19 protein-coding genes are annotated in these 21397 nt (G+C 59.4%); 13 read left to right on the top strand and 6 right to left on the bottom strand.

Annotated elements, in window-relative coordinates; translation table 11 throughout:
• Positions 1 to 17 precede the first annotated feature (17 nt).
• The 5 genes from GR212_RS23660 to GR212_RS23640 form a co-directional block, all read right to left on the bottom strand.
• Positions 18 to 437 carry a PaaI family thioesterase gene (locus tag GR212_RS23660; RefSeq protein ID WP_163990094.1) on the bottom strand — a complete coding sequence of 140 codons (420 nt, stop codon included), beginning with the start codon at positions 435 to 437 and terminating at the stop codon, positions 18 to 20.
• Positions 438 to 495: 58 nt separating this feature from the next.
• Positions 496 to 1305, bottom strand: a complete 810-nt coding sequence (locus tag GR212_RS23655; protein ID WP_163990093.1) for an N-acyl homoserine lactonase family protein — start codon at positions 1303 to 1305, stop codon at positions 496 to 498.
• Between the two features lie 71 nt (positions 1306 to 1376).
• Positions 1377 to 2312, bottom strand: a complete 936-nt coding sequence (locus GR212_RS23650; RefSeq protein ID WP_163990092.1) for an NAD(P)-dependent oxidoreductase — start codon at positions 2310 to 2312, stop codon at positions 1377 to 1379.
• The gene (locus tag GR212_RS23645) at positions 2302 to 2682 is read right to left on the bottom strand and encodes a carboxymuconolactone decarboxylase family protein (protein WP_163990090.1); all 381 of its coding nucleotides are present in this window, start codon (positions 2680 to 2682) and stop codon (positions 2302 to 2304) included. The genes GR212_RS23650 and GR212_RS23645 overlap by 11 nt, the downstream gene beginning before the upstream one ends.
• Before the next feature lie 32 nt (positions 2683 to 2714).
• Positions 2715 to 4313: a class I adenylate-forming enzyme family protein gene (locus GR212_RS23640; protein WP_163990088.1), complete on the bottom strand. Its 1599-nt coding sequence runs from the start codon at positions 4311 to 4313 to the stop codon at positions 2715 to 2717.
• Positions 4314 to 5150: 837 nt separating this feature from the next.
• Here GR212_RS23640 and GR212_RS23635 point away from each other — a divergent pair.
• Both GR212_RS23635 and GR212_RS23630 read left to right on the top strand, forming a co-directional pair.
• Entirely contained in the window at positions 5151 to 6785 is a 1635-nt protein-coding gene (locus tag GR212_RS23635) for a class I adenylate-forming enzyme family protein (RefSeq protein ID WP_163990086.1), read from the top strand.
• Between the two features lie 105 nt (positions 6786 to 6890).
• Positions 6891 to 7760: an SMP-30/gluconolactonase/LRE family protein gene (locus GR212_RS23630; RefSeq protein ID WP_163990084.1), complete on the top strand. Its 870-nt coding sequence runs from the start codon at positions 6891 to 6893 to the stop codon at positions 7758 to 7760.
• Positions 7761 to 7840: 80 nt separating this feature from the next.
• Here GR212_RS23630 and GR212_RS23625 read toward each other — a convergent pair whose 3' ends face one another.
• Positions 7841 to 8830 (bottom strand): LysR substrate-binding domain-containing protein, encoded by a 990-nt coding sequence (locus GR212_RS23625; protein ID WP_163990082.1) that lies wholly within the window; start codon positions 8828 to 8830, stop codon positions 7841 to 7843.
• A gap of 375 nt (positions 8831 to 9205) precedes the next feature.
• On the opposite strand from GR212_RS23625, the gene GR212_RS23620 reads away from it, so the two are divergent.
• The 11 genes from GR212_RS23620 (at position 9206) to GR212_RS23570 (ending at position 21334) form a co-directional block, all read left to right on the top strand.
• Positions 9206 to 10249: an alcohol dehydrogenase catalytic domain-containing protein gene (locus GR212_RS23620; protein ID WP_163990080.1), complete on the top strand. Its 1044-nt coding sequence runs from the start codon at positions 9206 to 9208 to the stop codon at positions 10247 to 10249.
• 235 nt (positions 10250 to 10484) lie between these two features.
• Positions 10485 to 11447, top strand: a complete 963-nt coding sequence (locus GR212_RS23615) for a branched-chain amino acid ABC transporter permease (RefSeq protein ID WP_163990078.1) — start codon at positions 10485 to 10487, stop codon at positions 11445 to 11447.
• Complete coding sequence (locus tag GR212_RS23610) at positions 11447 to 13225, top strand: branched-chain amino acid ABC transporter ATP-binding protein/permease (RefSeq protein WP_163990076.1); 1779 nt, start codon at positions 11447 to 11449, stop codon at positions 13223 to 13225. The genes GR212_RS23615 and GR212_RS23610 overlap by 1 nt, the downstream gene beginning before the upstream one ends.
• Positions 13218 to 13925, top strand: coding sequence for an ATP-binding cassette domain-containing protein (locus tag GR212_RS23605; protein ID WP_163990074.1), 708 nt, complete (start codon positions 13218 to 13220; stop codon positions 13923 to 13925). Before GR212_RS23610 ends, GR212_RS23605 begins: the two co-directional genes overlap by 8 nt.
• 466 nt (positions 13926 to 14391) lie before the next feature.
• The gene (locus tag GR212_RS23600) at positions 14392 to 15624 is read left to right on the top strand and encodes an ABC transporter substrate-binding protein (RefSeq protein ID WP_163990072.1); all 1233 of its coding nucleotides are present in this window, start codon (positions 14392 to 14394) and stop codon (positions 15622 to 15624) included.
• Positions 15625 to 15874: 250 nt separating this feature from the next.
• Positions 15875 to 17029 (top strand): thiolase family protein, encoded by a 1155-nt coding sequence (locus GR212_RS23595; RefSeq protein WP_163990070.1) that lies wholly within the window; start codon positions 15875 to 15877, stop codon positions 17027 to 17029.
• A gap of 2 nt (positions 17030 to 17031) precedes the next feature.
• A complete protein-coding gene (locus GR212_RS23590) occupies positions 17032 to 17430 on the top strand; it encodes a Zn-ribbon domain-containing OB-fold protein (protein ID WP_163990068.1) in 399 nt (132 codons plus the stop codon).
• Positions 17427 to 18419, top strand: a complete 993-nt coding sequence (locus GR212_RS23585; protein WP_163990066.1) for an MBL fold metallo-hydrolase — start codon at positions 17427 to 17429, stop codon at positions 18417 to 18419. The genes GR212_RS23590 and GR212_RS23585 overlap by 4 nt, the downstream gene beginning before the upstream one ends.
• Positions 18420 to 18507: 88 nt before the next feature.
• A complete protein-coding gene (locus GR212_RS23580) occupies positions 18508 to 19668 on the top strand; it encodes an acyl-CoA dehydrogenase family protein (protein WP_163990065.1) in 1161 nt (386 codons plus the stop codon).
• Positions 19669 to 19676: 8 nt separating this feature from the next.
• Positions 19677 to 20516 (top strand): FAS1-like dehydratase domain-containing protein, encoded by an 840-nt coding sequence (locus GR212_RS23575; protein ID WP_163990062.1) that lies wholly within the window; start codon positions 19677 to 19679, stop codon positions 20514 to 20516.
• Entirely contained in the window at positions 20510 to 21334 is an 825-nt protein-coding gene (locus tag GR212_RS23570) for an HpcH/HpaI aldolase/citrate lyase family protein (RefSeq protein WP_163990060.1), read from the top strand. Before GR212_RS23575 ends, GR212_RS23570 begins: the two co-directional genes overlap by 7 nt.
• The last annotated feature ends 63 nt before the right edge of the window (positions 21335 to 21397 follow it).

Genomic DNA, 21397 nt, shown 5'->3' with positions numbered 1-21397 from the left:
TTTTCCCCCCCAAAGATTCAGTTACCGGGAGGATCACGACGTTCTATGATTTTCCAGATGCCTTTGACTGTAGCGACGAGTTCATCTTCGGTCGTAATCCTGCCTTCCATGAAAACCAGGCTCCGTGTCTCCTTGAGAATATGGCATTCCATCTCGACGACTTCGCCGAGACGGGCGGCGCGGATAAAATGGATGTCGAACTGAACTGTGGTCTGGGCCCTTTCAGGATGGCGTTCGCGGGCAGTATTTCCAAGCGCCCGGTCAGCGAAGCTCATCAGCATGCCGCCCTGCACGAAACCCGCCCGGTTCCGATGCTTTTCTTCGGCAGTGAAGCGAAACCGTCCGACGCCGTCAACGAACGGCTTGTACAGCACCGGCCCTATCAGTCCGATGAAACCATCATCCTCGATCGGGATCCACGGAAGGTCGGTCAACATAGGCGCATGTTCCTCCAATCAGTTTTTTGCATAAGCCCGCATGACGGAATGCCGCCGCTCAGGTGTCCGTGCCGTCCAAGCGAAGTGGCGCGCCTGACAATTCGCGGATCAGCGGATCGTTCGCCCATTGCGGGAAGTGTTCCATGACAAGGGGGTCATGGCCGGGTATCAGCCTGTCCAAGCTTCCGGCCAGCCTCGATATCCGCTCGTGTCCTTCCAATACGGCCGAGACATCGGCGACGATCGGAAAGGGGCTCTGCAAGGCTATGTTGGCATAGAAATGCGCAGCGTCCGAAGCAAGGCAAAGCCTGCCCCGGCTTGTCTCGACCGTGACCGCCTGGAGTCCTTTCGTATGACCGGGCACATGGTGGACGGTAACCCCCGGAGCGATTTCCTCCGTGCCGGTGACGAAGCGAATCCGGCCTTCATGGCTGCGCGTGACCATGCTTAGGATATCGGTGAGCTCAAAGGGGGCACGCAACGGCTTGAAGCGCATCGAGCGGCCGGTCGCAAACCGCATCTCCTCGTCCTGAAGCACGAACTCGGCCCGCGGGAATTCATCGATGTTTCCCGCATGGTCATAGTGCAGATGGGTCAGTATCACCGTACCGACGTCGGCCGCATCTATCCCCAGCGAGGCCAATCCTTCCATCGGGCTGCGGATGAAATCGCGGCTGCGGGTGACGGCCCTTGCGGCATCGAAGCCTGTATCGACGACGATGATCCGAGAATCGTTTCGGATGACCCATATGTAATAGTTGATTTGTGCCGGGCCGTTATGGGGATCCTCGTCGAGGAAGAAACCCTTCGAATGGCGGATCGATTTCGCATAGAGGATCGCGAAAACCTCGTATTGTTCCGTAGGCATGATGTACTCGCATTAAAGGACGCAAGGAATGTAGCATCCATCGTATCAGGCGGAGACGCGGGAGGAAGGATCTACGGCCGCACTGCGTTTTTCTCCGCTCCGCTCTCATCCCGGAGATAACGGAATATCTCGGTGTGGTCGGCGCCGGCCCCCAGCTTCACCATCGCCGCCTTCCAAAAATCCCTGGCATCGCTGAAGCCGGACAAGGACAATCCGAGCTGCCTGGTAAGGTTGGCTGCAATCCCCACGTCCTTTGCCAAAAGCTCGAGCGCGAAGCCCGCCTTGCGGAAGTCTCCCGTCAGCACGAAAGGCTTTATCTTGTTTTCGGTCGAGTTGTTGCGTCCGGTCGAGGCGTTGATCACATCGATCATCGTCACCGGATCGAGGCCGAAACGTTCCGCCACTATAACGGCTTCGCAAGCGGCTCGCAGCCCGGCTGCCGAAACATAGTTGTTCAGAGCCTTGATCGCATGGCCGGAGCCGAGCCCGCCGGTATGGAAGACCTTGCCCATATGTTCGAGGATCGGGGCGGCGGTCTTCAGCGCGGATTCATCGTCGCTGCCGAGCATGACCGCAAGCGTGCCGTTGATCGCTTTACGGACGCCCCCCGAAACCGGGGCATCCGCCATTGCAATGCCCCTGGCCTTGAGGAGATGGCCCAGTTCCCGCGTGGCGGATGGATCCGATGAGCTCATGTCGATGATCAGGGAGCCCGGCGAAAGACTTTGAGCGAGGCCGCCTGTCTCGGAATCGCCTCCCAGGCAAACCTGCCGGACGATTTGCGAGTTGGGCAGCATCAGGATCACGACCGAGGCGCCGGCGAATTCGGATAGGCTGCCCGCGTTCACGCCACGGACCTCGGCCGCCAAACGCGAACGGATATCTGGATCGATATCGTATAGCTGAAGCGAAATACCGCCCTTGGCCAAACAGCGGACCATCGGGGCACCCATCGTGCCGAGACCGACAAATGCGACGACGCTCGCGGGATGCTCGCTATTTGGCATTGATCTCTCTCAACACTTCTTTTGCGATGCGGAAACTGTCGACCATTGCGGGTACGCCGCAATAAATGCCGACTTGAAGCAGGATTTCCTTGATCTCGTCCAGGCTCAATCCGTTGTTGATCGCGCCGCGGACATGCGCAGCCAGTTCATGCGGGCGATTGAGTGCGCTGATCATGGCGAGATTGATCGTCGAGCGGGTTTTCCTGTCGAGCCCCTCGCGTCCCCATACCTCTCCCCAGCAATAGGTCGTCACCAGTTCCTGCAGGTCCCTGGTGAAATCGTCCACCTGTGAAAGAGCCTTGTCCACGTAGGCATCGCCAAGCGTCGCCCGGCGAATCCCGAGGCCCTTCTCGTACATCTCTCTATTCATATCGGTTTCTTCTCCGTCTGGATTGTTCGGCACTACGCGTGTGCGTCCTGGAAGAATTCGAACAGTCGGTTCTTTTGCAGCTTTCCCGTCGATGTCAGGGTCAGCTTCGATTCCTCGACGAAGCGGTAGAGCTTCGGAAGCTTGTAGGCCGCGAGCAGCTTTCTGAGTTCCGTCCGCAGCGACTGTTCCAGTTCGGCCTCGCCTACGCTGCCGTCGGGAACAATGACTGCCCCGACGATCTGGTCGCGGACCGGATCGGGCACGCCCACGACATAAGCGAGGGCCACTCCACGCTGTTGCCTAAGAATGTCCTCGACCTCTGCGGGAGCGACGTTGATGCCGCCCGTCTTGATCATTTCCTTGATGCGACCGCGGAAATAGAGGTACCCTTCATCGTCGTAATGGCCGAGATCTCCGGTCTTGAGATAACCGTCCTGCGTATAGGCGTGACGATTGTGTTCATCGTCCTTGTAGTAGCCGATGCTCGCAAAACGCTTGACCTGAATCTCGCCGACCTCGCCCACCGCGCAGGGCTCGAGCGTATCCGGGCGAGCGATGCGCTGTATCACGCACGGAAGCGGCTTTCCGACGGAAGCGAAGACCTTGTCGCGCGGATCGAGGCGGCCGTCGCTCACGTTGCAATTGCCGTATGTCTCGGTGAGACCGTAGATATGGCATATTTCCTTGGCGCCGAGCTCGACGACACGCTGGATTTGCTCGGGTGACCCCGACGTCCCCCCCGATCGCAGGGAAGACAGGTCGCGCTTGGCGCGATCGGGATGCTCGTAGAGCTGCTGGGCCATATTGGCCATGCCGTAAAACAGCGTGCAGCGCTCCGCCTCGATCAGTCTCAGCGCCTCCGCCGGTTCGAAATGCTCCTGCAGCACCATGCAGGCGCCATGCGTCAGGGCATTGAACAATGCATTCTCGCAACCTGTGGCCCAATAGAGGGAAACCGCGAGCCAGAGCCGGTCGCCCGGCACGACATGCATTCGATTCCCGAGATGCCACATATTCTCGATCAGCGGATAATGCCTGAGCTGGACGCCTTTCGGGGTGGATGTCGAGCCGGACGTATAGAGGACGTAGGCAAAATCCTCCGGATCGATGGAAGCGGACAATCTGTCCAGTTCCTCGGGCGGTACATTCGTCCCCAGCAAAAAGACATCCTCGAAGCGGGTGCTTCCCGGATAGCCGCTCTCGCCGACATGGATAAGACGCTGCAGGCGGGGCAGGGTCTGTTGATGCGGCTCAAGCTCGCCAAGCATGGCTGCATAGTCGTATTTCAGGAACCGATCGACGAAGATCAGGGCGTCCGCATCGGAGTGATCCAGAATGTAGACAAGCTCACGCGACCGGATCCAGGTATTCACGGAGATCATGACGCCGCCGATGCTGCAGATGGCGAGGTCTGCGATCACCCATTCGGGCGTGTTGCCCATCAGGATGGCGATGCGGCTGCCTTTGCCAAGGCCGAGTGCCATCAGGCCTCTGGCAAATGCTTTCACTCGTTCATGCAGGGACGTATAGGTGAAGCGCTGTTGGCCTCCGACCAGCGCCTCCACATCTCGGTATCGGGCGGCCTGCTCCTTCAGCAGGTCCGGGATCGTGCGACTCTCAGGCAAGGGCATAAAATTCACCATCCTCCAAGCCCGGGAATGTTTTCCATCGGGCCCCAATTTTTCATGAATGTCATCGCTTACGCTGACTGCCACTTCCCGAACCGTCAGCGACCGTGAATCGGCCGCCGCGGGCGACCGATGATGTTTCCAGATGCAGCTCGGTAGTCTCTGCGCGTCAGCCGACGACCGCACGGTGCGGCTGCTTGCACAGCATACCGTTGCCGCGTCCTGTGCTGCACCTTCCAACAACTGACGCAGAGGAACAACCGATATTACGGTGTCGCTTTGATATAGCAGGTATATGAGGCGCGTCGTCGCGCTGGCGGCGATCGAGGGCGTGACGAACGCGCAAAAGTCGTAACCCGCAGCTCGATCGTCAGGTGGGTCTGACAAACCCTATCATGCCTCTATACCTGCTATACGAAGCCTGAACTTCCAGATGGCGTATGCAGACAGTAAAAATGCGGCTCAAGCGCAAACAGTGCGAACAAGGCTTCCGTACAAGGGGCCTGTCGAACTGAAGTGCTGTCGGGAGGACAGGTCACGGGATCATCCGTTGCAGCGTTGGGAGGAATGCTCGGAATTGGCGCCAAGAGGCATGTGCGAGCCTGTGCCATAATTTTCCTGAAGGAACAGTATCGTGGTTGGCCTTGCGGCCTTTGCGTCGCCACCAAGGATGAAAATTTCCATCGACATTTCTCGAGCCTCCTTGGGGAGCGGCGGCTGACTGGCTTTGGCCCATCACCGCGAATTGTTCGACGCCTAGCCTGCGATGCCAATGGCGGGGCAGGGTGGTGAATTTTTACCGCAGTAAAAACCAACTAGAAAAGTGAGGAGAACAGTGCGATGCCGATATACCCGGATTCAGGTCCGCAACCGCTCAGTCGAACCATCCCGGCGCTTCTTCGCGAACAGGCGGCTCGTTTCGAGGACGCCGAGGCGCTCGTCGGCGGCGAAAGCCGCTACAGCTACAGATCGCTTTACAACGAGGTCCGATCCTTTGCGAAGGGACTGCTGGCGCTCGGTGTTTCCAAAGGCAGCCGCGTCGCCATCCTGATGGGCAACAAGCCGGAATGGGTCGTCGCCGATCTCGCCATCTGCAGCATCGGCGCGGTGATGGTCTCTGTGAACACCTGGGTGACGGCCCGCGAACTCAACTATATCCTGAAGCACTCTGATGCGGATACGCTGATCTTCGCCGAGAGGTTTCTCAAATACAACTACGCCGACCTGCTCAAGGAGATCGAGCCGCATGGCGAAACGGTACCGATGCTGAAAAGCTTCATCCACGTAGGAGGAACGGGATACGCAGGCAGCATTCCGTTTGCTGAGGTCTTCGAGAGGGGCAGGGATATCCCCGATTCGAGGCTGGACGCGGCATCGGCTGCGGTCCAGCCCGAGGACGTGACATATCAGCTCTACACGTCGGGATCGACGTCGACGCCGAAAGGTGTCCAGCTTCAGCACTATTTGCTGATCGAAAACATGTGGCATATCGGCAACCGGATGCATGTGGTACCCGGCGACAGGCTATGGCTGGCGGTTTCGCTGTTCTGGGGCTTGGGCTCCGAGAACGCTCTTTTCAATCTCTTGACGCATGGCGGCTGCATCGTGCTGCAGGAATTTTTCGAAGCGGGTGAGGCGCTCCGGTTGATCGAGGAGGAACGCTGCACGCTCTTCTACGGAATGCCCAACATGGCCCAGGCAATGCTCGAGCATCCAGATCGTCTAAAGCGCGATCTTTCCTCTCTGCGTGGCGGCGGCTCGTCCGGATCGGTGGAACAGATGCAGCGCCCTGTCGAACTGGGCGCGAAAGAGATCTGCCATATGTACGGACTTACCGAGACTTACGGCAATTCCCATGTCAGTGACGGGCGCCTCGATCCGCGCGACAAGGTATACACTTCGGTCGGCACGCCGCTTCCCGGGGTGATCGATCGCGTCGTCAATCCGGAAACTCTCGCACCCTGCAAGGTCGGCGAGGTCGGCGAGATTCAGATGAAATGCCCTGTGACCATCGGCTACTACAAGGATGAGAGCAAGAACCTTCAGGCGTTCACACCCGACGGCTATTTCCGCACCGGTGATCTCGGGACCTTCGATGAGGACGGTTATCTCTATTTCCGCGGGCGTCTCAAGGAGATGCTGAAGACGGGCGGCATCAACGTCGCGCCAGCGGAGGTCGAGGACATCATCGTGCAGCAAGAGGGGGTCAAGCTCGCCTATGTTATCGGGGTGCCGGATGCCACCCGCGACGAGGTCGTCGCGGCGGTCATCGTTCTCGACGGTACGAGGGAAGAAGCGATGCTTGAACAGTCTCTGAGAACCGAACTCAGGAAATCACTGGCCGCATACAAGGTTCCGAGACTCTATTGCTTCGTGGACGAACATGATCTGCCCCTGACAACGACGGGGAAAATCCAGAAGAATCGCCTCGTGTATTTCTTCACTTCGGAAAATCCCAGGCAACTGGCGCATTAATGCGAGGCCATGAAGCATGACGACGGAGGTTGCTTCCGTCGTCTGGCGGCGGGTGATTGCGCCCGGTCGCATGATCGTTCCGCAACAGACCAAAAGGATGCCATCGTGATTGATGCCGAGCCGTTATTCGAAATCGCCACCGAGCTTGGAGAGGGTCCGCTATGGGTGGCGGACCAGCGTATGTTCTATTGCATCGATGTTACCGGCCGAACTATCTGGAGGCGCGATATCGATGCGCGGCAGACGACGAGTTTTCGGCTTGCCGGCATGCCAGGCTCAATCGCGCATCGCAGCCAAGGTGGATTGTTGGCCGCCTTACGCAACAGCTTGGCGCTGCTGGACTTCGACCTGGAGACCGAAACGAAGTTGCCGGTGCCCGTGGATTTTGGCAAAGAGCGGTTCAATGACGGAAAATGCGATCGGCGTGGACGGTTTTTCGTGGGCACGATCGACAGGGCGACGACGGCTCCCGTCGGCGGGCTCTATCGGCTCGATGCTGATCTCACCATGACGCGCGTTGCCGGTGACATCTGCCTATCCAACGGCATAGCCTGGAGCCCCGACGACCGCACGCTCTATCATTGTGAATCCCGGCCGGGATATGTCTATGCTTATGATTACGACATCGACGAGGGAACGGTTTCCAACAGGCGTATCCATATCGACCTGACATCCGGCAAGGCCAGTCCGGACGGTTGCACGGTGGATGCGGAGGGGTGCCTCTGGATCGCCGAATGCGGGGCGGGAGCGATCGGCCGCTATGATCCCAAAGGCAAGCGTATCGGCGGCATCGACGTTCCCGTCGGCCGCCCGACCAGCGTGATGTTCGGCGGAGACGATCTCGCCACGCTCTATATCACGTCAATGCGCTATGACCTGTCGCCCGAAGAGATCGCAGCGCAGCCGCTCGCCGGATGCGTCCTGGCGGCCCGGCCCGGAGTACGGGGTCTGCCGGAAACCGCATTCCAGGGGTAGCGTTTCCGCTCATTCCGGTCGCGAAATCGAGCGCGACGCAGAACTGCCCGAGCCCGGTTTTCATTTTGAGAAAGCCGGGCTCAGTGGATATTCCGTTTCAGGTTGTCCACCGCCGCGGGCGGGGTACCGTCGACGCTCTTGGCGGGATCGATCTTGGGCATCCAGATACCATCGTGAACGAGATCGCGAACGAGTTCGGCGACGGTTCGGGCCAGGGCCCGGGTTACCTGCGTCGTGGGCCGCTGGGTGGAGGTCGCCAGGACAAGCTGGCGGGTCATCCGCGGGTCGACGATCGGCATCGCCATCACCTCTCCGGCCATCACCTTTCCGGACACGGCGGCGTAAGGAAGAATCGTGTAACCGACCCCCTGTTCGACCAGCTCCAGGCACGCCACCAGATTGTCGATTTCAAGCACGACGTTCGGAACGACTTTGATCGAGCTCAGATGCGATTCCACGAGAATGCGCATGCCATGCGGGTGAGCCGGCAGGATCATGGGCAGGATGCCAAGCATCTTGGCCGAAATCGAAGTGCATCGCAGTTTCTTGGCCATGTCTTTCGGCCCGACGAGCAGCAGTTCTTCCTCGATCAGCGGCTGCGTCATGAGCGTCGAGGTGCGGGGCGCGTCGTAAAGGACCGCCACGTCGATCCGGCCTGCGGAAAGCCATTCCAGGACGTAGCCGCTATAGCCGATCTGAACCTTCAGTTTGACTTTGGGATATTCCTTGCGAAACCTCTGTATCAGAGGAACGGTCAGGACGGAGCTGGCGGTCGGCGGTATGCCGATTGTGAGCTGGCCTCTTGGATCCGAGCGAATGGTTTCGATCGCGGAGGACATCGCGCGCACGGCTTCTACGACGGAACGAGCATGTTGAAAGAAAACCTGGCCAGCCTCGCTGAGGATTACGCCGCGACCGTTCCGGTACAGAAATTCCATGCCGTATTCTTGTTCCAGGCTCTTGATGTGGCGAGACAGAACAGGTTGCGCGATGGAAAGGGCGACCGCAGCCTTCGAAAAGCTGCCGAGTTCCGATACCGTCATGAAGTATTTCAGCTGTTTGAGATCCATCGAATGCATCCACGGGTACGAAGAGTACGAAAGTTCACGCATACTGTGCCGACAGTGACCATAGTCATGGCAGAGGGTCGCGGCAATCTTGTTCGTTTATCGCCGTATCTGCTGACCCGGCTTTATAAATAGATCGGCTTTTGCCGGACGGCTACTCCGAAAGTGCTCCATCGCGATGCGGAAGCGGAGGTCGGGCGCGGCTGACCTTCGGCGAGCTGTGTCGGGTGAATAACTGCTATGTGCAGCTTGGAGAGCCTCCGAAAGCCAAAGATGCGGTACTAAGGTGGGCAGGTAACGATCGGACACGGGAGGGGAACACGCGATATTCTCGCGCGATGACTTTCGTCGGATACGTGTGCCGCAGGGAGATTGATCATGAAGGCAGTGGTCGTCGCGGAGACTGGCGGCGTTGAGGTTTTGAAGATGCAGACGGTTGCCGATCCGGTCGCCGCCGCCAAGGATGTCATCATCAAGGTGGATAGCTGTGGCGTTTGCTATCACGACATAGTGACCCGCAACGGCACCTTGAAGGCGGGTGTGAAGATGCCTTTGATCCTCGGCCACGAAATATCCGGAACGGTCGCCGATGTGGGTCGGGATGTGCACGATTTCAAAGTCGGCGATCGCGTGACGACCGTGCAACGATACCATATCTGCGGCTCCTGCTCCTACTGCCGAACCGGCCGCGAAACCGTGTGCTCCGATCTCAAGTTCCTCGGCGACTACGGCATGGTTGGCGGTTATGCGGAATATGTGGCGGTGGAAGACGACAATGTCGCCATCGTGCCTGACAACGTCCCGCTTGACAAAGCGTCCATCGTCGCCTGCACGGTGGGCACGATCTTCAACGCGATGCGGGACGTGGGAAATATAAGGGTCGGCGAGACCGTGCTGATCACGGGGGCCGGCGGCGGGCTCGGCATGCATGCCGTCCAGCTTGCGCGCCACCAAGGTGCACGAGTGATCGCCCAAACGACATCGCCGGGCAAGGCCGACAGGCTGCGCGAATTGGGGGCTCACGAGGTCGTGGTGCACGAGCGCAGCGAAGATTTCTCAAAGCAGGTGCGGGCGCTGACCAATGGGCGCGGTGTGGACGTCGCGATCGACAATGTCGGCAATCTCCTTTTCCAGCCGATCCGTCGCTCCATCGGGATCAGCGGTCGCTGGATTCTCATCGGCCAGCTCAATGGCGATTTCGTACCATTCAATCCCGCGCAGCTCTTTCTGAAGAATATCTCGATGCTTTCGGTCACCTCGACAACCCGCAACCAGCTTAGACAATGCCTCGAATTGGTGTCCTCCGGAGCGATCGAGCCGATTGTCACGGAGCATATGTCCCTGTCCGAGGTGCGTCGTGCACATGAACTTGTGGAAGCCGGTGCGGTCAGCGGTCGCATTGTGCTCCACCCGGCCGCGTGAGGGGATATAGCATAATGGATATGCTTTAGCCGCTTGGCTTGCCGCAGCTAATGCAAGGGAGCTCGCAACGACTGGTCTCGCAGAGGGAAGGAGCCATCTGCGAGACGGTGAAGACATTTGGACTGGGAGGAACAATGACGCAATATCGCGACTACTGCCGAAACTTCGATTCCGCGCCGCAGCGGCCAAGGCCGGCTGCATCGAATGCTCGTTCGCCATCTGAGCGAGGTGAACGATGATCGACTGGACATCATTGCTCGAGAATATCCTCCAGTCTCTCGCGACTGGATTGATGGTGGGCTGCCTGTATGGACTGATGTCGGTCGGGCTGGGAATGATCTTCGGCATCATGCGGGTGATCAACTTCGCCCAGGGCGATTTGATGATGCTCGGCATGTATGCTGCCTGGTATCTTTTTACCGGTTTCGGGGTACTGGCATTCATGGGTCCCTATGCCGGTCCGGTAGCTGCGGCCATTCTGGCAGGCCCGCTCCTGTTCTTTGTCGGTTATTTCATGCACCAGTTCCTCGTGTCGCGGGTTACCGGGATGCGGGCGTTGGATTATGCGGGTGACGGCCATTATGCGCAGCTCGTCCTCACGCTCGGCATCGGACTTGTCCTGCAGAACGGCGGCCTGATCGTATTCGGCTCCGAACCGATTTCCATGAGAACGCCGCTCTCGTCGAGTGCCTGGGAACTCGGGCCGCTGATCGGCGACTCCGTCACCATCTTCCTCAACAAGGCTCGTGGCGTGGGAGCGATAGTCTCCATTGCTGTCGCCACCTCTCTCTTTCTTTTCGTGATGAGGACACGTCTCGGCAAGGCGCTGCGCGCGTCGGCGGACAATCCCCTGGCCGCCATCTACATGGGTATCGATGTAAACAAGGCGCATCGCATCGCCTTCGGCATCGGTACCGGCGTCACGGCGATCGCCGGCGGGCTTATCGCCTCCTACTATCCGTTCCAGCCCTATGTCGGTCTCGACTTCGTGATCATCATGTATGCGGGCGTGGTCCTCGGCGGGCTCGGTTCCATTACCGGGGCTTTCTGGGGCGGAATGACCATCGGCCTCGTCCAGCAGATGTCTACGCTCATCCTGCCGAACCAGCTGCAGAACACTGCGATATTTGCAGTATTTCTTCTGGTTATATTCCTTCTTCCTCAGGGATTGTTTGGAAGAAACGTGGAGCGCGTGTAATGAAAAAGGTCAGATTTTTTGGAAGATGGTCGACTATTCTCGCAATTATTTGCGTAGTCTATGCGATTCTTGTCTTCGCCGCTCCCAATCAATACTATCAGACGATCCTCACGCTGGTCTGCGTGTGGGGGGTATTGGGGCTTTCGTGGAACATCCTGTCCGGCTATTCCGGCCTGGTTTCCTTCGGGCACGCGGCTTATTTCGGGCTAGGAGCCTATACCGTGGTCCTGGGGGTCGTGAATTTCGGCATCACGCCCTGGATCGGCATCCCGATCGCGGGTGTTGTCGGCGCCGCCGCCGGCCTGTTGATCGGCATACCGACCTTCAAGCTGCGGGGCCATTATTTCGGTCTGTCCACGCTCGCCTATCCGCTGGCGCTCCTCTACATCTTCGAATGGCTGGGATATCAGGAAGTCGCGATGCCGATGCAGCGCGAATCGCCGATTGCCTTTATGCAATTTGACGATTATCGCGTTTACGCCTTCATCGGTCTGGCGTTTCTGGTTGTCACCATCGTCATCTCCCGGATGATCGAAGCGTCGCGTTTCGGCATGTCCCTGCTCGCCATCAAGCAGAACGAGCTTGCCGCGGAGGCCGCCGGCATCGAGACCCGGAAATGGAAGCTGCGCGCCATCGCCATTTCGGGCGCCATCGCAGGTGCGATCGGCGGCTTCTACGCCGTCATCCTGCTCGTCGTCACGCCCTTGAGCGTCTTCGGCATGACGACATCGGCCCAGGCGCTTATCGTCACCCTGTTCGGCGGTGTCGGCACCTTTTGGGGGCCGGTGATCGGGGCAGCCATTCTCATTCCGCTTTCCAATACCCTCGATGCGCAGCTCGGGCATATCATCCCCGGCATTCAGGGTGTCGTATTCGGTGTCGCCATCGTCCTGATCATTCTCCTGGCGCCCGAGGGAATCTTCTGGAAGATCCGCGATCTGCTGCAGCCGCGCCGCTTCTCGCCGGATACGGATACATCGGCATCCGCCGTCGTCGCGATGACGGCGGATGCCGGACGGTTTCCCGAACGGCCGGATACGGTTGCCGGGCCTGTCATGCTGGAGGTGCGGAACATCTCGAAATCCTTCGGCGGTCTCAAGGCGGTCCAGGACGTCTCCTTCACCGTGCCGCAAGGCAGCGTCATCGGCATCATCGGACCGAACGGTGCCGGCAAGACGACGCTGTTCAACCTTCTCAACGGCTTCAACAGTCCGACCGGCGGCGAGGTCATTTTCGATGGGGAAAACATCGTCGGCCTGCAACCGAGCGCGATCTGCAAACGCGGTATCGGCCGGACCTTCCAGGTCGTCCGTCCCTTCGCCAGGCTTTCGATCCTGCAGAACGTCCTGGTCGGCGCCTATGTTGGAGCGGAGAATGACGAGATCGCGCTGAGACACGCTCATGAGGCGCTGGCGATGGTCGGTCTCGACGCCGATTCCGAACGCATCGCAGGCGGATTGCCGAGCAAGGATCAGCGTCTCATGGAACTAGCCAGAGCGCTCGCCGGCAAGCCGAAGTTGCTGTTGCTCGACGAAATCCTGGCCGGGCTTGGCTCGACGGAAGTCAATGAGGTCATTCGCGTCGTTCGCAAGCTGTCCGAGGCGGGATTAACCATCGTCATCATCGAGCACACGATGCAGGCGATGCTCCGGCTCGCGGATCATTTCATCGTTCTCGACCACGGCGCGCTGCTCACGCAGGGGCGACCCAAGGACGTCATGCGCCAATCGTCCGTCATTGAGGCGTATCTGGGAAAAAGGTGGCGCGAGCGTGCTTGAGATCAAACAACTTCATGCCGGCTATGGCGGCATCGCGGCTCTCAACGGGATTTCACTCAAGGTCGACGCCGGGGAATTCGTCTCGATCGTCGGGCCGAACGGTGCCGGAAAGACCACCATGTTCAAGGTCATCTCGGGATCCGTGGTCCCGAGGTCAGGCGCGATCACCTTCAACGGCGAGGATCTACTCGCCGTTCCCGCGCACAGGCGGGCGCATCTCGGCATCGCTCATGTTCCGGAGGGCCGGCAGGTGTTTCCCCAGCTGACGGTCGAGGAAAACCTCGAGATGGGCGCTTATACCGAGGCTGGACGAAAGGATTGGGACAGCAATATCGACTATATCTTCCAGCTTTTCCCCATTCTGCGGGAGCGGCGTCTTCAGCAGGCGGGAACGCTTTCTGGAGGGCAGCAGCAGATGGTGGCGATCGGTCGAGGTCTGGCTTCTTCTCCGAAGCTTCTCATGCTCGACGAGCCTTCGATGGGGCTGGCGCCAGCGGTGGCGGACTCGATCTTCGAGGCGGTCGTTGACATAAGGCGGCAACGCAATCTGACGGTACTGCTCGTTGAACAGCGTGCCGTCGAAGCCCTGGAATCCTGCGATCGGGGCTATGTCATCGAGACCGGCAACGTCATGCTGGAGGGTCCGCAGGCCGAACTCCTGTCCGATGATCGCGTCCGGCAGGCTTACCTCGGGATGTAGGCGAAGCTATTCGGAGAACTTGCCCTCGGCATCCAGCTCAAAGAAGCGGATGCCGAGGGCTTCGTGCGTTGTTGGGAGGCCCCTGCCAATCCAGGGAATCAACGTCACGAAACGGACCGTAACCTGCATATCCTTGCCGGTGCGAATCGGCCATAGAGTGGGTAATGGTCATGACATAGCAGCTATACAAGTGCACTTAGTGAGGGACCAAATCGCCTGGAACGTAGTAGAAGAAAGCCGGTAGCGAGCATCAATGCGCAGCCCATCGAATGGGGTTGCGACGTGATAGCGACCGATGAAACAGATGACTTTGACTGCTCCCGGGAGGATGGGACGTCAAGGTGGGAGCACTGGGAGTCCACAACTTCAAATCATGGCGGATAGGCGCATTGCCTCTGGGAGACGGTCTCCCTCTGACCTGGAATAGCGTCCGCCGCGGCAGTCATACGAAAAGGGAGGGAATACAGTGTTTACGCGAAGGAAAGTTCTCAAGGCGGGCGCCGCAGCGACGGCGGTGGCCGTGGTCGGTGCTCCGTTTGTAGCGAGGGCGCAGAGCAAAACCGCCAAGGTCGCGCTGATTTCACCGGTATCGGGTCCATGGGCGCGCCAGGGGCAGTTGCAGCAGGCCGGCGCTGAGCTCGCGATCAAGGACATCAACGACGCGGGCGGCATCAAGAGCCTGGGCGGCATGCCTCTCGAACTCGTCGTCGTTGATGCCGGTGATACGACGGAAAGGGCGAAGAACGCAGCGCTGCGCATGATCGCCAATTATCCGGACCTCGTAGGCTGCACCGGCTCTTGGCTATCGTCCTTCACGCTTGCCGTGTCGGAAGTTACGGAACGCGCGCAGCTGCCGATGCTGACGACGTCCTACTCCGACCAGATCACCTCGCGCGGTTTCAAGTATATTTTCCAGATGCCGCTGACGGGAGAAGGGCAGGCCGTGGAGGCTATCCCGGCTTTGATGGATGTCGCCAAAGCGGCGGTTGGCAGCACCCCAAAAACGGCGGGGCTTCTTGCCGACAACACCTCGTCGCCGCAGACGCTGGTAAAGGCGATCCGCGATATTTCGTTCCCGAAGCTCGGGATTCAGCTCAAGTTCGACCTGATCTTCACTCCGCCGCTCTCCGACGCTACGCCGTTGATCCAGCAGGTTCGATCGGCGCGTCCCGAATTCATGGTGATGATCGGTTCGAACCTGCCCGACAACAAGCTGCTTCTGGAGAAGATCAGCGAGTTCAACCTGGGCGGTGGCCGGATCCCGATCATCTCCAATGGCGCCGCCATGACCACCACCGAGCTCCTCGAGAATGTCGGCGCGGACCTTCTGGAGGGCGTGATGGTGACGATCGCCAACTGGGAAGCGAAGGGACAGGAAGATATCTCTGCGCGGTTCCGGAAGCAGACCGGCGAAGCCTGGATGGCCCAGGATCCCGTCAGCACCTATGGCGACATGCAGTTCTTCAAGTACGCCCTCGAGCAGGCCGGCAAGCTGGACAAGGAAGCCGTGGCCCAGGCCATCCGGGCAACCGACACGACCGACGGTCCCGGCCGCTTCTATCCGGGCGGCATCAAGTTCGATGAAGCCGGCCGGAACGTGAAGGCGAAGCTTGTTATCGTTCAGTGGCAAAACGGGGTGCCGGTTCCCGTCCATCCGCCCGAAAATGCTTCGGCCAAGGCCATCTGGCCGCAAGCTTGAGGCAGCTTCTCAAGCTCCGCGCTTGCCCACCGGCCTCCACATGCGGCAGGCGTGTGCTGGGTCCATAAGGCCCAGTCCAGAGCAAGCCGTGCATCGGAACTCCGATGCACGGCAGCTCAAAGGTTGCCTCAGGCAAGTGCTCGGCGTGACGAACCCGAACGAAATGCATTCGAAACGTCGATTCCATAATTCGCTTGGACACTGAAATCATTGCCCGCCGGACGCGCGAGAGAAATGCAAGGAAGAAACGATGGTCCGCATAGATACAAAGAAGACACCCAGCGTTGCCGCGGTTGTCGGAGTTGGAAATACCGTTTTCGGCAAGGCGCCCGGTAACGATGCCTACGATCTGACGCTGACGGCTTTTTACAATGCTCTTGCCGACAGCGGTCTGGACAAGTCCGAGATCGACGGCATCGTCATCCATCGCTCCCCGGATTATCAGCGTTTTTGCGAACTCGCCGACATCAATCCCAAGCTCCTCGGAACGTTTCCCGCGCAAGGCCGGATGTCCGGCGTCTGCATCGGCCTGGCCGTCGCCGCGATCGCGGCGGGGGTCGCCAAGACCGTCGCTCTTGTCTACGGAAACGTCGGCAGGACCGCCGGCCAGATGTATGGGGGCGAAGGCGATAGCTACGGCAGCGGCGGCGGAGCCCAGCTCTTCCCCTACGGGATGACGTCTCCGGGCGCCGCTCACGCCATCATGTTTCGCCGCCACATGCACGAATACGGAACCACCCCAGAGCAGTTGGGGGAAGTCGCGGTGACCTTCAGGAAACACGCCTCCCTCAATCCAAACGCGGTGATGCGCACGCCGTTCACCCTCGATGAATATCTGGCCTCCCGCTACATCTGCGATCCGCTCCATCTGCTCGACTATTGCCTGATCAACGACGGCGCCATCGCCATGATCATCACCTCGGTGGAGCGGGCAAAGGATCTCGCCAAGCCGCCGGTCTATATTCGCGGGTATTCCCAGGCAACCGCCTTTGCCGATTCGACCATGCCGCCCGCCGATTTCTGGTACGAGCAATGCGATCTCGCAGGACGGGAGGCTCATGCGATGGCCGGCACGAGCCACGCCGACATGAATGCGCTGATGATATATGACAATTTCACCCCGACCGTCCTCTTCAGCCTCGAAGGCTTCGGCTATTGCCCGAGGGGAGAGAGCGGTCCCTGGGTCAAGGAAGGCAACCTGGCGCTCGACGGGCGCTATCCCACGAATACCTGCGGCGGGCATCTTTCCGAAAGTTATATGCAGGGCTGGGCGCTCAACGTCGAGGCGGTCAGGCAGATCCGCGGCGAATGCGATGCACGTCAGGTGAGCGATACCAAGCTGGTTCATTTCCTTTCGGCCGCCCCGGTAACGACATCAATCATCTACGGAGCCGAACGCCAATGAACATGTACAAGAAGCCGCTGCCGCAAATAAACGACCTCAACGCCCCCTATTGGGAGGGCGCAAAGTTGAAGGAGCTGCGCCTTCAGAAATGCCGGAACTGCGGCAGGTTCAGCGCGGAGCCCGTCAGGCTGTGCATGTCCTGCGGACAGGACGCCATGGAATGGGTGAAGGCCTCGGGGCGAGGAAAAATATGGTCCTTCGGCATATTTCATAAATCGTACTTCCCGAGTTTCGCTGAAGAAATCCCCTACAATGTCGTCGTGGTCGAACTTGAGGAAGGCCCGAGGGTCTATTCGAACATCGTCGGCGTTCCCCAAGAAGAAATCAAAATGGATATGCCGGTAATAGCGTATTTCGACGCCGTTACGGAAGACGTCACCCTGGTGAAGTTCCAGCGGTGATAGCCAACTCCGGAGGACGATCGGAATTCGGATTCGTGTTCGGCGGCGGAAGACGTGTTCGCGCCGCTGCTGGACAGGTTCTTTCTGGGGGCGAAGGGCAATGGGAAAAAAAACCGGGGGCGTTTCCTGTCGCGCAGACGCCGGCGGTCTGTCACAGACGGCTCGGCGATTTTATCGTCACGACGCTGAGCGACGGCTATCTCGACAATGTGATCGATTCATTCGTTGGCGCGCCGGCGGAGTGGATCAGGCAGAGCGTCCAGGAAAGGCTCGGGCATCAGATATTGCGCACCGATGTCAATGTCTTTCTTATCCGCTCGCCGGACAGGCTGATACTTGTCGACGCGGGTACGGGCGGGACCATGGACCCGACGGCGGGCAGCCTACCGGCATGCATGGCCGCAGCTGGAATAGCAGCCGGCGACATCGACGCCATCCTGATCACCCATGCCCATGCCGACCACCTGAACGGCCTGACCGGCCGGGATGGCCGGCCGCTCTTTCCGAATGCCGAGATTGTCCTGCATGAAGACGAGCTTTCCTATTGGAATGACGACGCCATGATGGCTGCGGCTCCACGGAGCGAAACCAGATTTTTCGAAGCGGTAAGGTTTCAGCTGGCTCCATATGGAGGCCGCGTTCGCACCTTCAGAGAGGGCAGGATATTCCCCGGCATCGAGGGAATACCCTGTCCGGGGCATACCAGGGGCCATGCGGCTTATCTGGTGTCGTCCCGCGGCGAACGCCTGCTGCTGTGGGGCGACCTCGTGCATGCTGAGGAGTTTCAGATAGAGAGGCCGGGGATCGCCACCATCTGGGATTACGACCAGGCCATGGCGGTCGATTCCCGCCGGGCTCTGTTCGAATGGGCGGCACGCGACAATCTGACGATCAGCGGCGCGCATCTTCACTATCCGGGGTTCTCCCGGCTCGTAAACGAGGACGGCCGTTACAGGCTGCTGATCGAACCGCGGGCTTACGTCGTATAGGCCGCACGGGACCGCTCTTCTGCGCCGCTGCCGGCGAGCGCGGGCGAATTCAGCGACAGAGAGGGATATGCGTGGAGCAAGTTGAAGGATGAGCCAAGCAGTCGATGCCTATGCGGATATTCATGATGCGGTTGCAAAGCTATGCAGCCGGTTTCCCGGAGAATACTGGCGTGCCCTCGACAGGGAGATGGCCTATCCAAAGGCGTTTATCGAAGCGCTGACGCAAGCCGGGTGGCTCTCGATCTTGATCCCGGAGGAATATGGCGGCGCCGGACTCCCTCTTTCGGCCGCCGCCGCCGTGCTGGAAGAGATACAGCATGCCGGCTGCAACGGCGGTGCCTGCCACGCGCAGATGTACACGATGGGCACCGTTCTGCGCCACGGCTCCGAGGAGCAGAAACAGAAATATCTGCCCGCCCTTGCGAGCGGGGAATTGCGCCTTCAGGCCTTCGGCGTCACCGAACCGACAAGCGGCACCGACACCGGCGCCCTGAGGACCACGGCGCGGCTTGATGGCGACTGCTATGTGATCAACGGCCAGAAGATCTGGACGAGCCGCGCAGAGCATTCCGACCTGATGCTGCTTCTGGCGAGGACCACGCCGCTCGATGCAAGCATGAAGAAGACCGATGGCCTTTCGGTCCTGCTGGTGGATATGCGGGAAGCCCTCGGAAACGGTCTCACCATCCGTCCGATCCGCACCATGATGAACCATGCGACCACCGAGGTATTCTTCGATGGCCTGCGCGTGCCGGCGGAAAACTTGATCGGCGAGGAGGGCAGGGGTTTCCGATATATCCTGTCCGGCATGAATGCCGAGCGCATCCTGATCGCCGCCGAATGTATCGGCGATGCCAAGTGGTTCATCGACAAGGCAAGCGCCTATGCCAGGGACCGGCATGTCTTCGGCCGGCCGATCGGTCAAAACCAGGGCATCCAGTTTCCGATCGCCAAGGCCTATGCGAATATGTGCGCTGCCGAGCTGATGGTGCGTGAGGCGCTCGGCCTCTACGAGGCGGGCAAGAATCCCGGAGCGGAAGCGAACATGGCCAAGATGCTGGCCGCCGACGCCTCCTTTGAGGCAGCCAATGCCTGTATCCAGACGCATGGCGGTTTTGGTTTTGCCGAGGAATATGACGTGGAGCGCAAATTCCGCGAGACACGGCTTTATCAGGTCGCGCCGATTTCGACCAACCTCATTCTGTCCTACCTGGCCGAGCATGTGCTGGGCTTGCCCCGATCCCACTGAGAGGTTCCATGGACCCCAAAGCTATCGTTTCACTGCAGGATTGGATCGGCCAAGCGATCGAAGTCGAGGACGTGGTGACGCCGCGCCTGATATCCAGCTTCAGTGCGACGCTTGCACCGCATCTGGCTGCTGTCGGCGACGCGATGGCCCCGCTTGGACTTCATTGGTGCCTTGCACCCGATATCGCCGATGTGCGGCACCGGGGGCCTGATGGCCACCCGGTCAAAGGAGGCTTCCTTCCGCCGGCTCCTCTTCCGCGCCGGATGTGGGCGGCAAGCGATCTCGTCTTCAGAGGAACGCTCGCAGCCGGAGATCTAGTACGCCGCCGTTCGACCATCACCAAGATCGAGGAAAAGCATGGGCGGTCGGGATTGCTGATTTTCGTGACAGTCCACCATGAAATAAGCAATGAACGAGGATGCATCCTCGATGAGGACCAGACGATCGTGTACCGGGAAGCCGCCAGTTCGAGCCTGGCGATACAGGCCGCGTCGGATATTTCTCCTGCGCCGTACGAACGGGCGGCGGATGTTGATTCTCTCCTCCTGTTTCTGTATTCGGCCCTTACCTTCAATGGCCATCGCATTCACTACGATCTACCCTATGCCGCCGAGGTGGAGGATTATTCAGGCCTCGTCATCCACGGTCCGTTGCAGGCCACGCTCTTATTGAATTTCGCAGCGCTTATAGCTGAAAAACCTCCCAACCATTTCTCTTTCCGTGGCCTGCGTGCTGCGGTTGGTAGGCAGAGACTGCTGCTGGGCGCAACGCCCTGCCAAAACGGCTTGATCATGGAGGTGAAAACGGCAGACGGCCATTTATCGATGAAGGCTAAGGCACAATGGTAAACTTCATTTCGCCCGTTGCACCTCTCTTCGTTCCGGGTTCGCGGCCGGAGCGTTTTCACAAGGCGGATGCCAGCACTGCTGATGCCGTCATTCTCGATCTTGAAGATGCGGTCGCGCCGGCGGACAAGGATAGAGCACGCGATGCCATTCTGGCCCATGCCAGTGGTTTAAAATCCCTAGTCATTGTCAGGATAAATGCCCCGGGAACGAATTGGAATGAAGCGGATCTTGATGCTGTCAATCGCCTGGAAAAGGTGTCCATCATGCTGCCGAAGGCTGAGCGATCGGAAGACATCGCAAACATCGCAAAGCGTACAAGGCGCCACTTCCCGGTCATAGCGCAGGTGGAAAGCGCCATCGGGCTCGCTCACTTGCCGGAAATTCTGTGCGCTGAGAATCTGGTGATGGTCGCTTTCGGTTCCCTCGATTTCTCTCTCGATCTCGGTTGTGCTCACGAACGTTTGCCATTGCTCGCGGCGCGTAGCGAACTTGTGTGGCGTTCTAGGGCGGCTAGACGTCTTCCGCCGCTCGACGGGGTAACGACCAATCTCGAAAACCCGACTGTGATGGAAGATGATGCTAGTCATGCCGCTGAGCTAGGCTTCGGCGGCAAGCTCGCGATCCACCCAAAGCAGATCGAGACGATCGTCAAGGCGTTCAGGCCCAGCGAGAAGGCAATTGTCTGGGCGCGCAATACCCTGGGCGCCGCGTCATCCGGCGAGGCCTTACGAATCGACGGCGAGATGGTTGACCGCCCCGTTATCGAACGAGCACGAAAGATCCTTTCCTATAGCGAAGCCGGCAGGAGGGACGGCTAGAAGGTTGTCGCCGCGTCAATGTCGCTGAGAGGCGACGCTGGAAAGCGTCTTGGGGCGTGGAAA

Source organism: Martinezella lusitana, from assembly GCF_010668395.1.
Lineage (GTDB): Bacteria > Pseudomonadota > Alphaproteobacteria > Rhizobiales > Rhizobiaceae > Rhizobium > Rhizobium lusitanum_A.
This window is presented reverse-complemented; position numbering and strand designations above follow the sequence as displayed.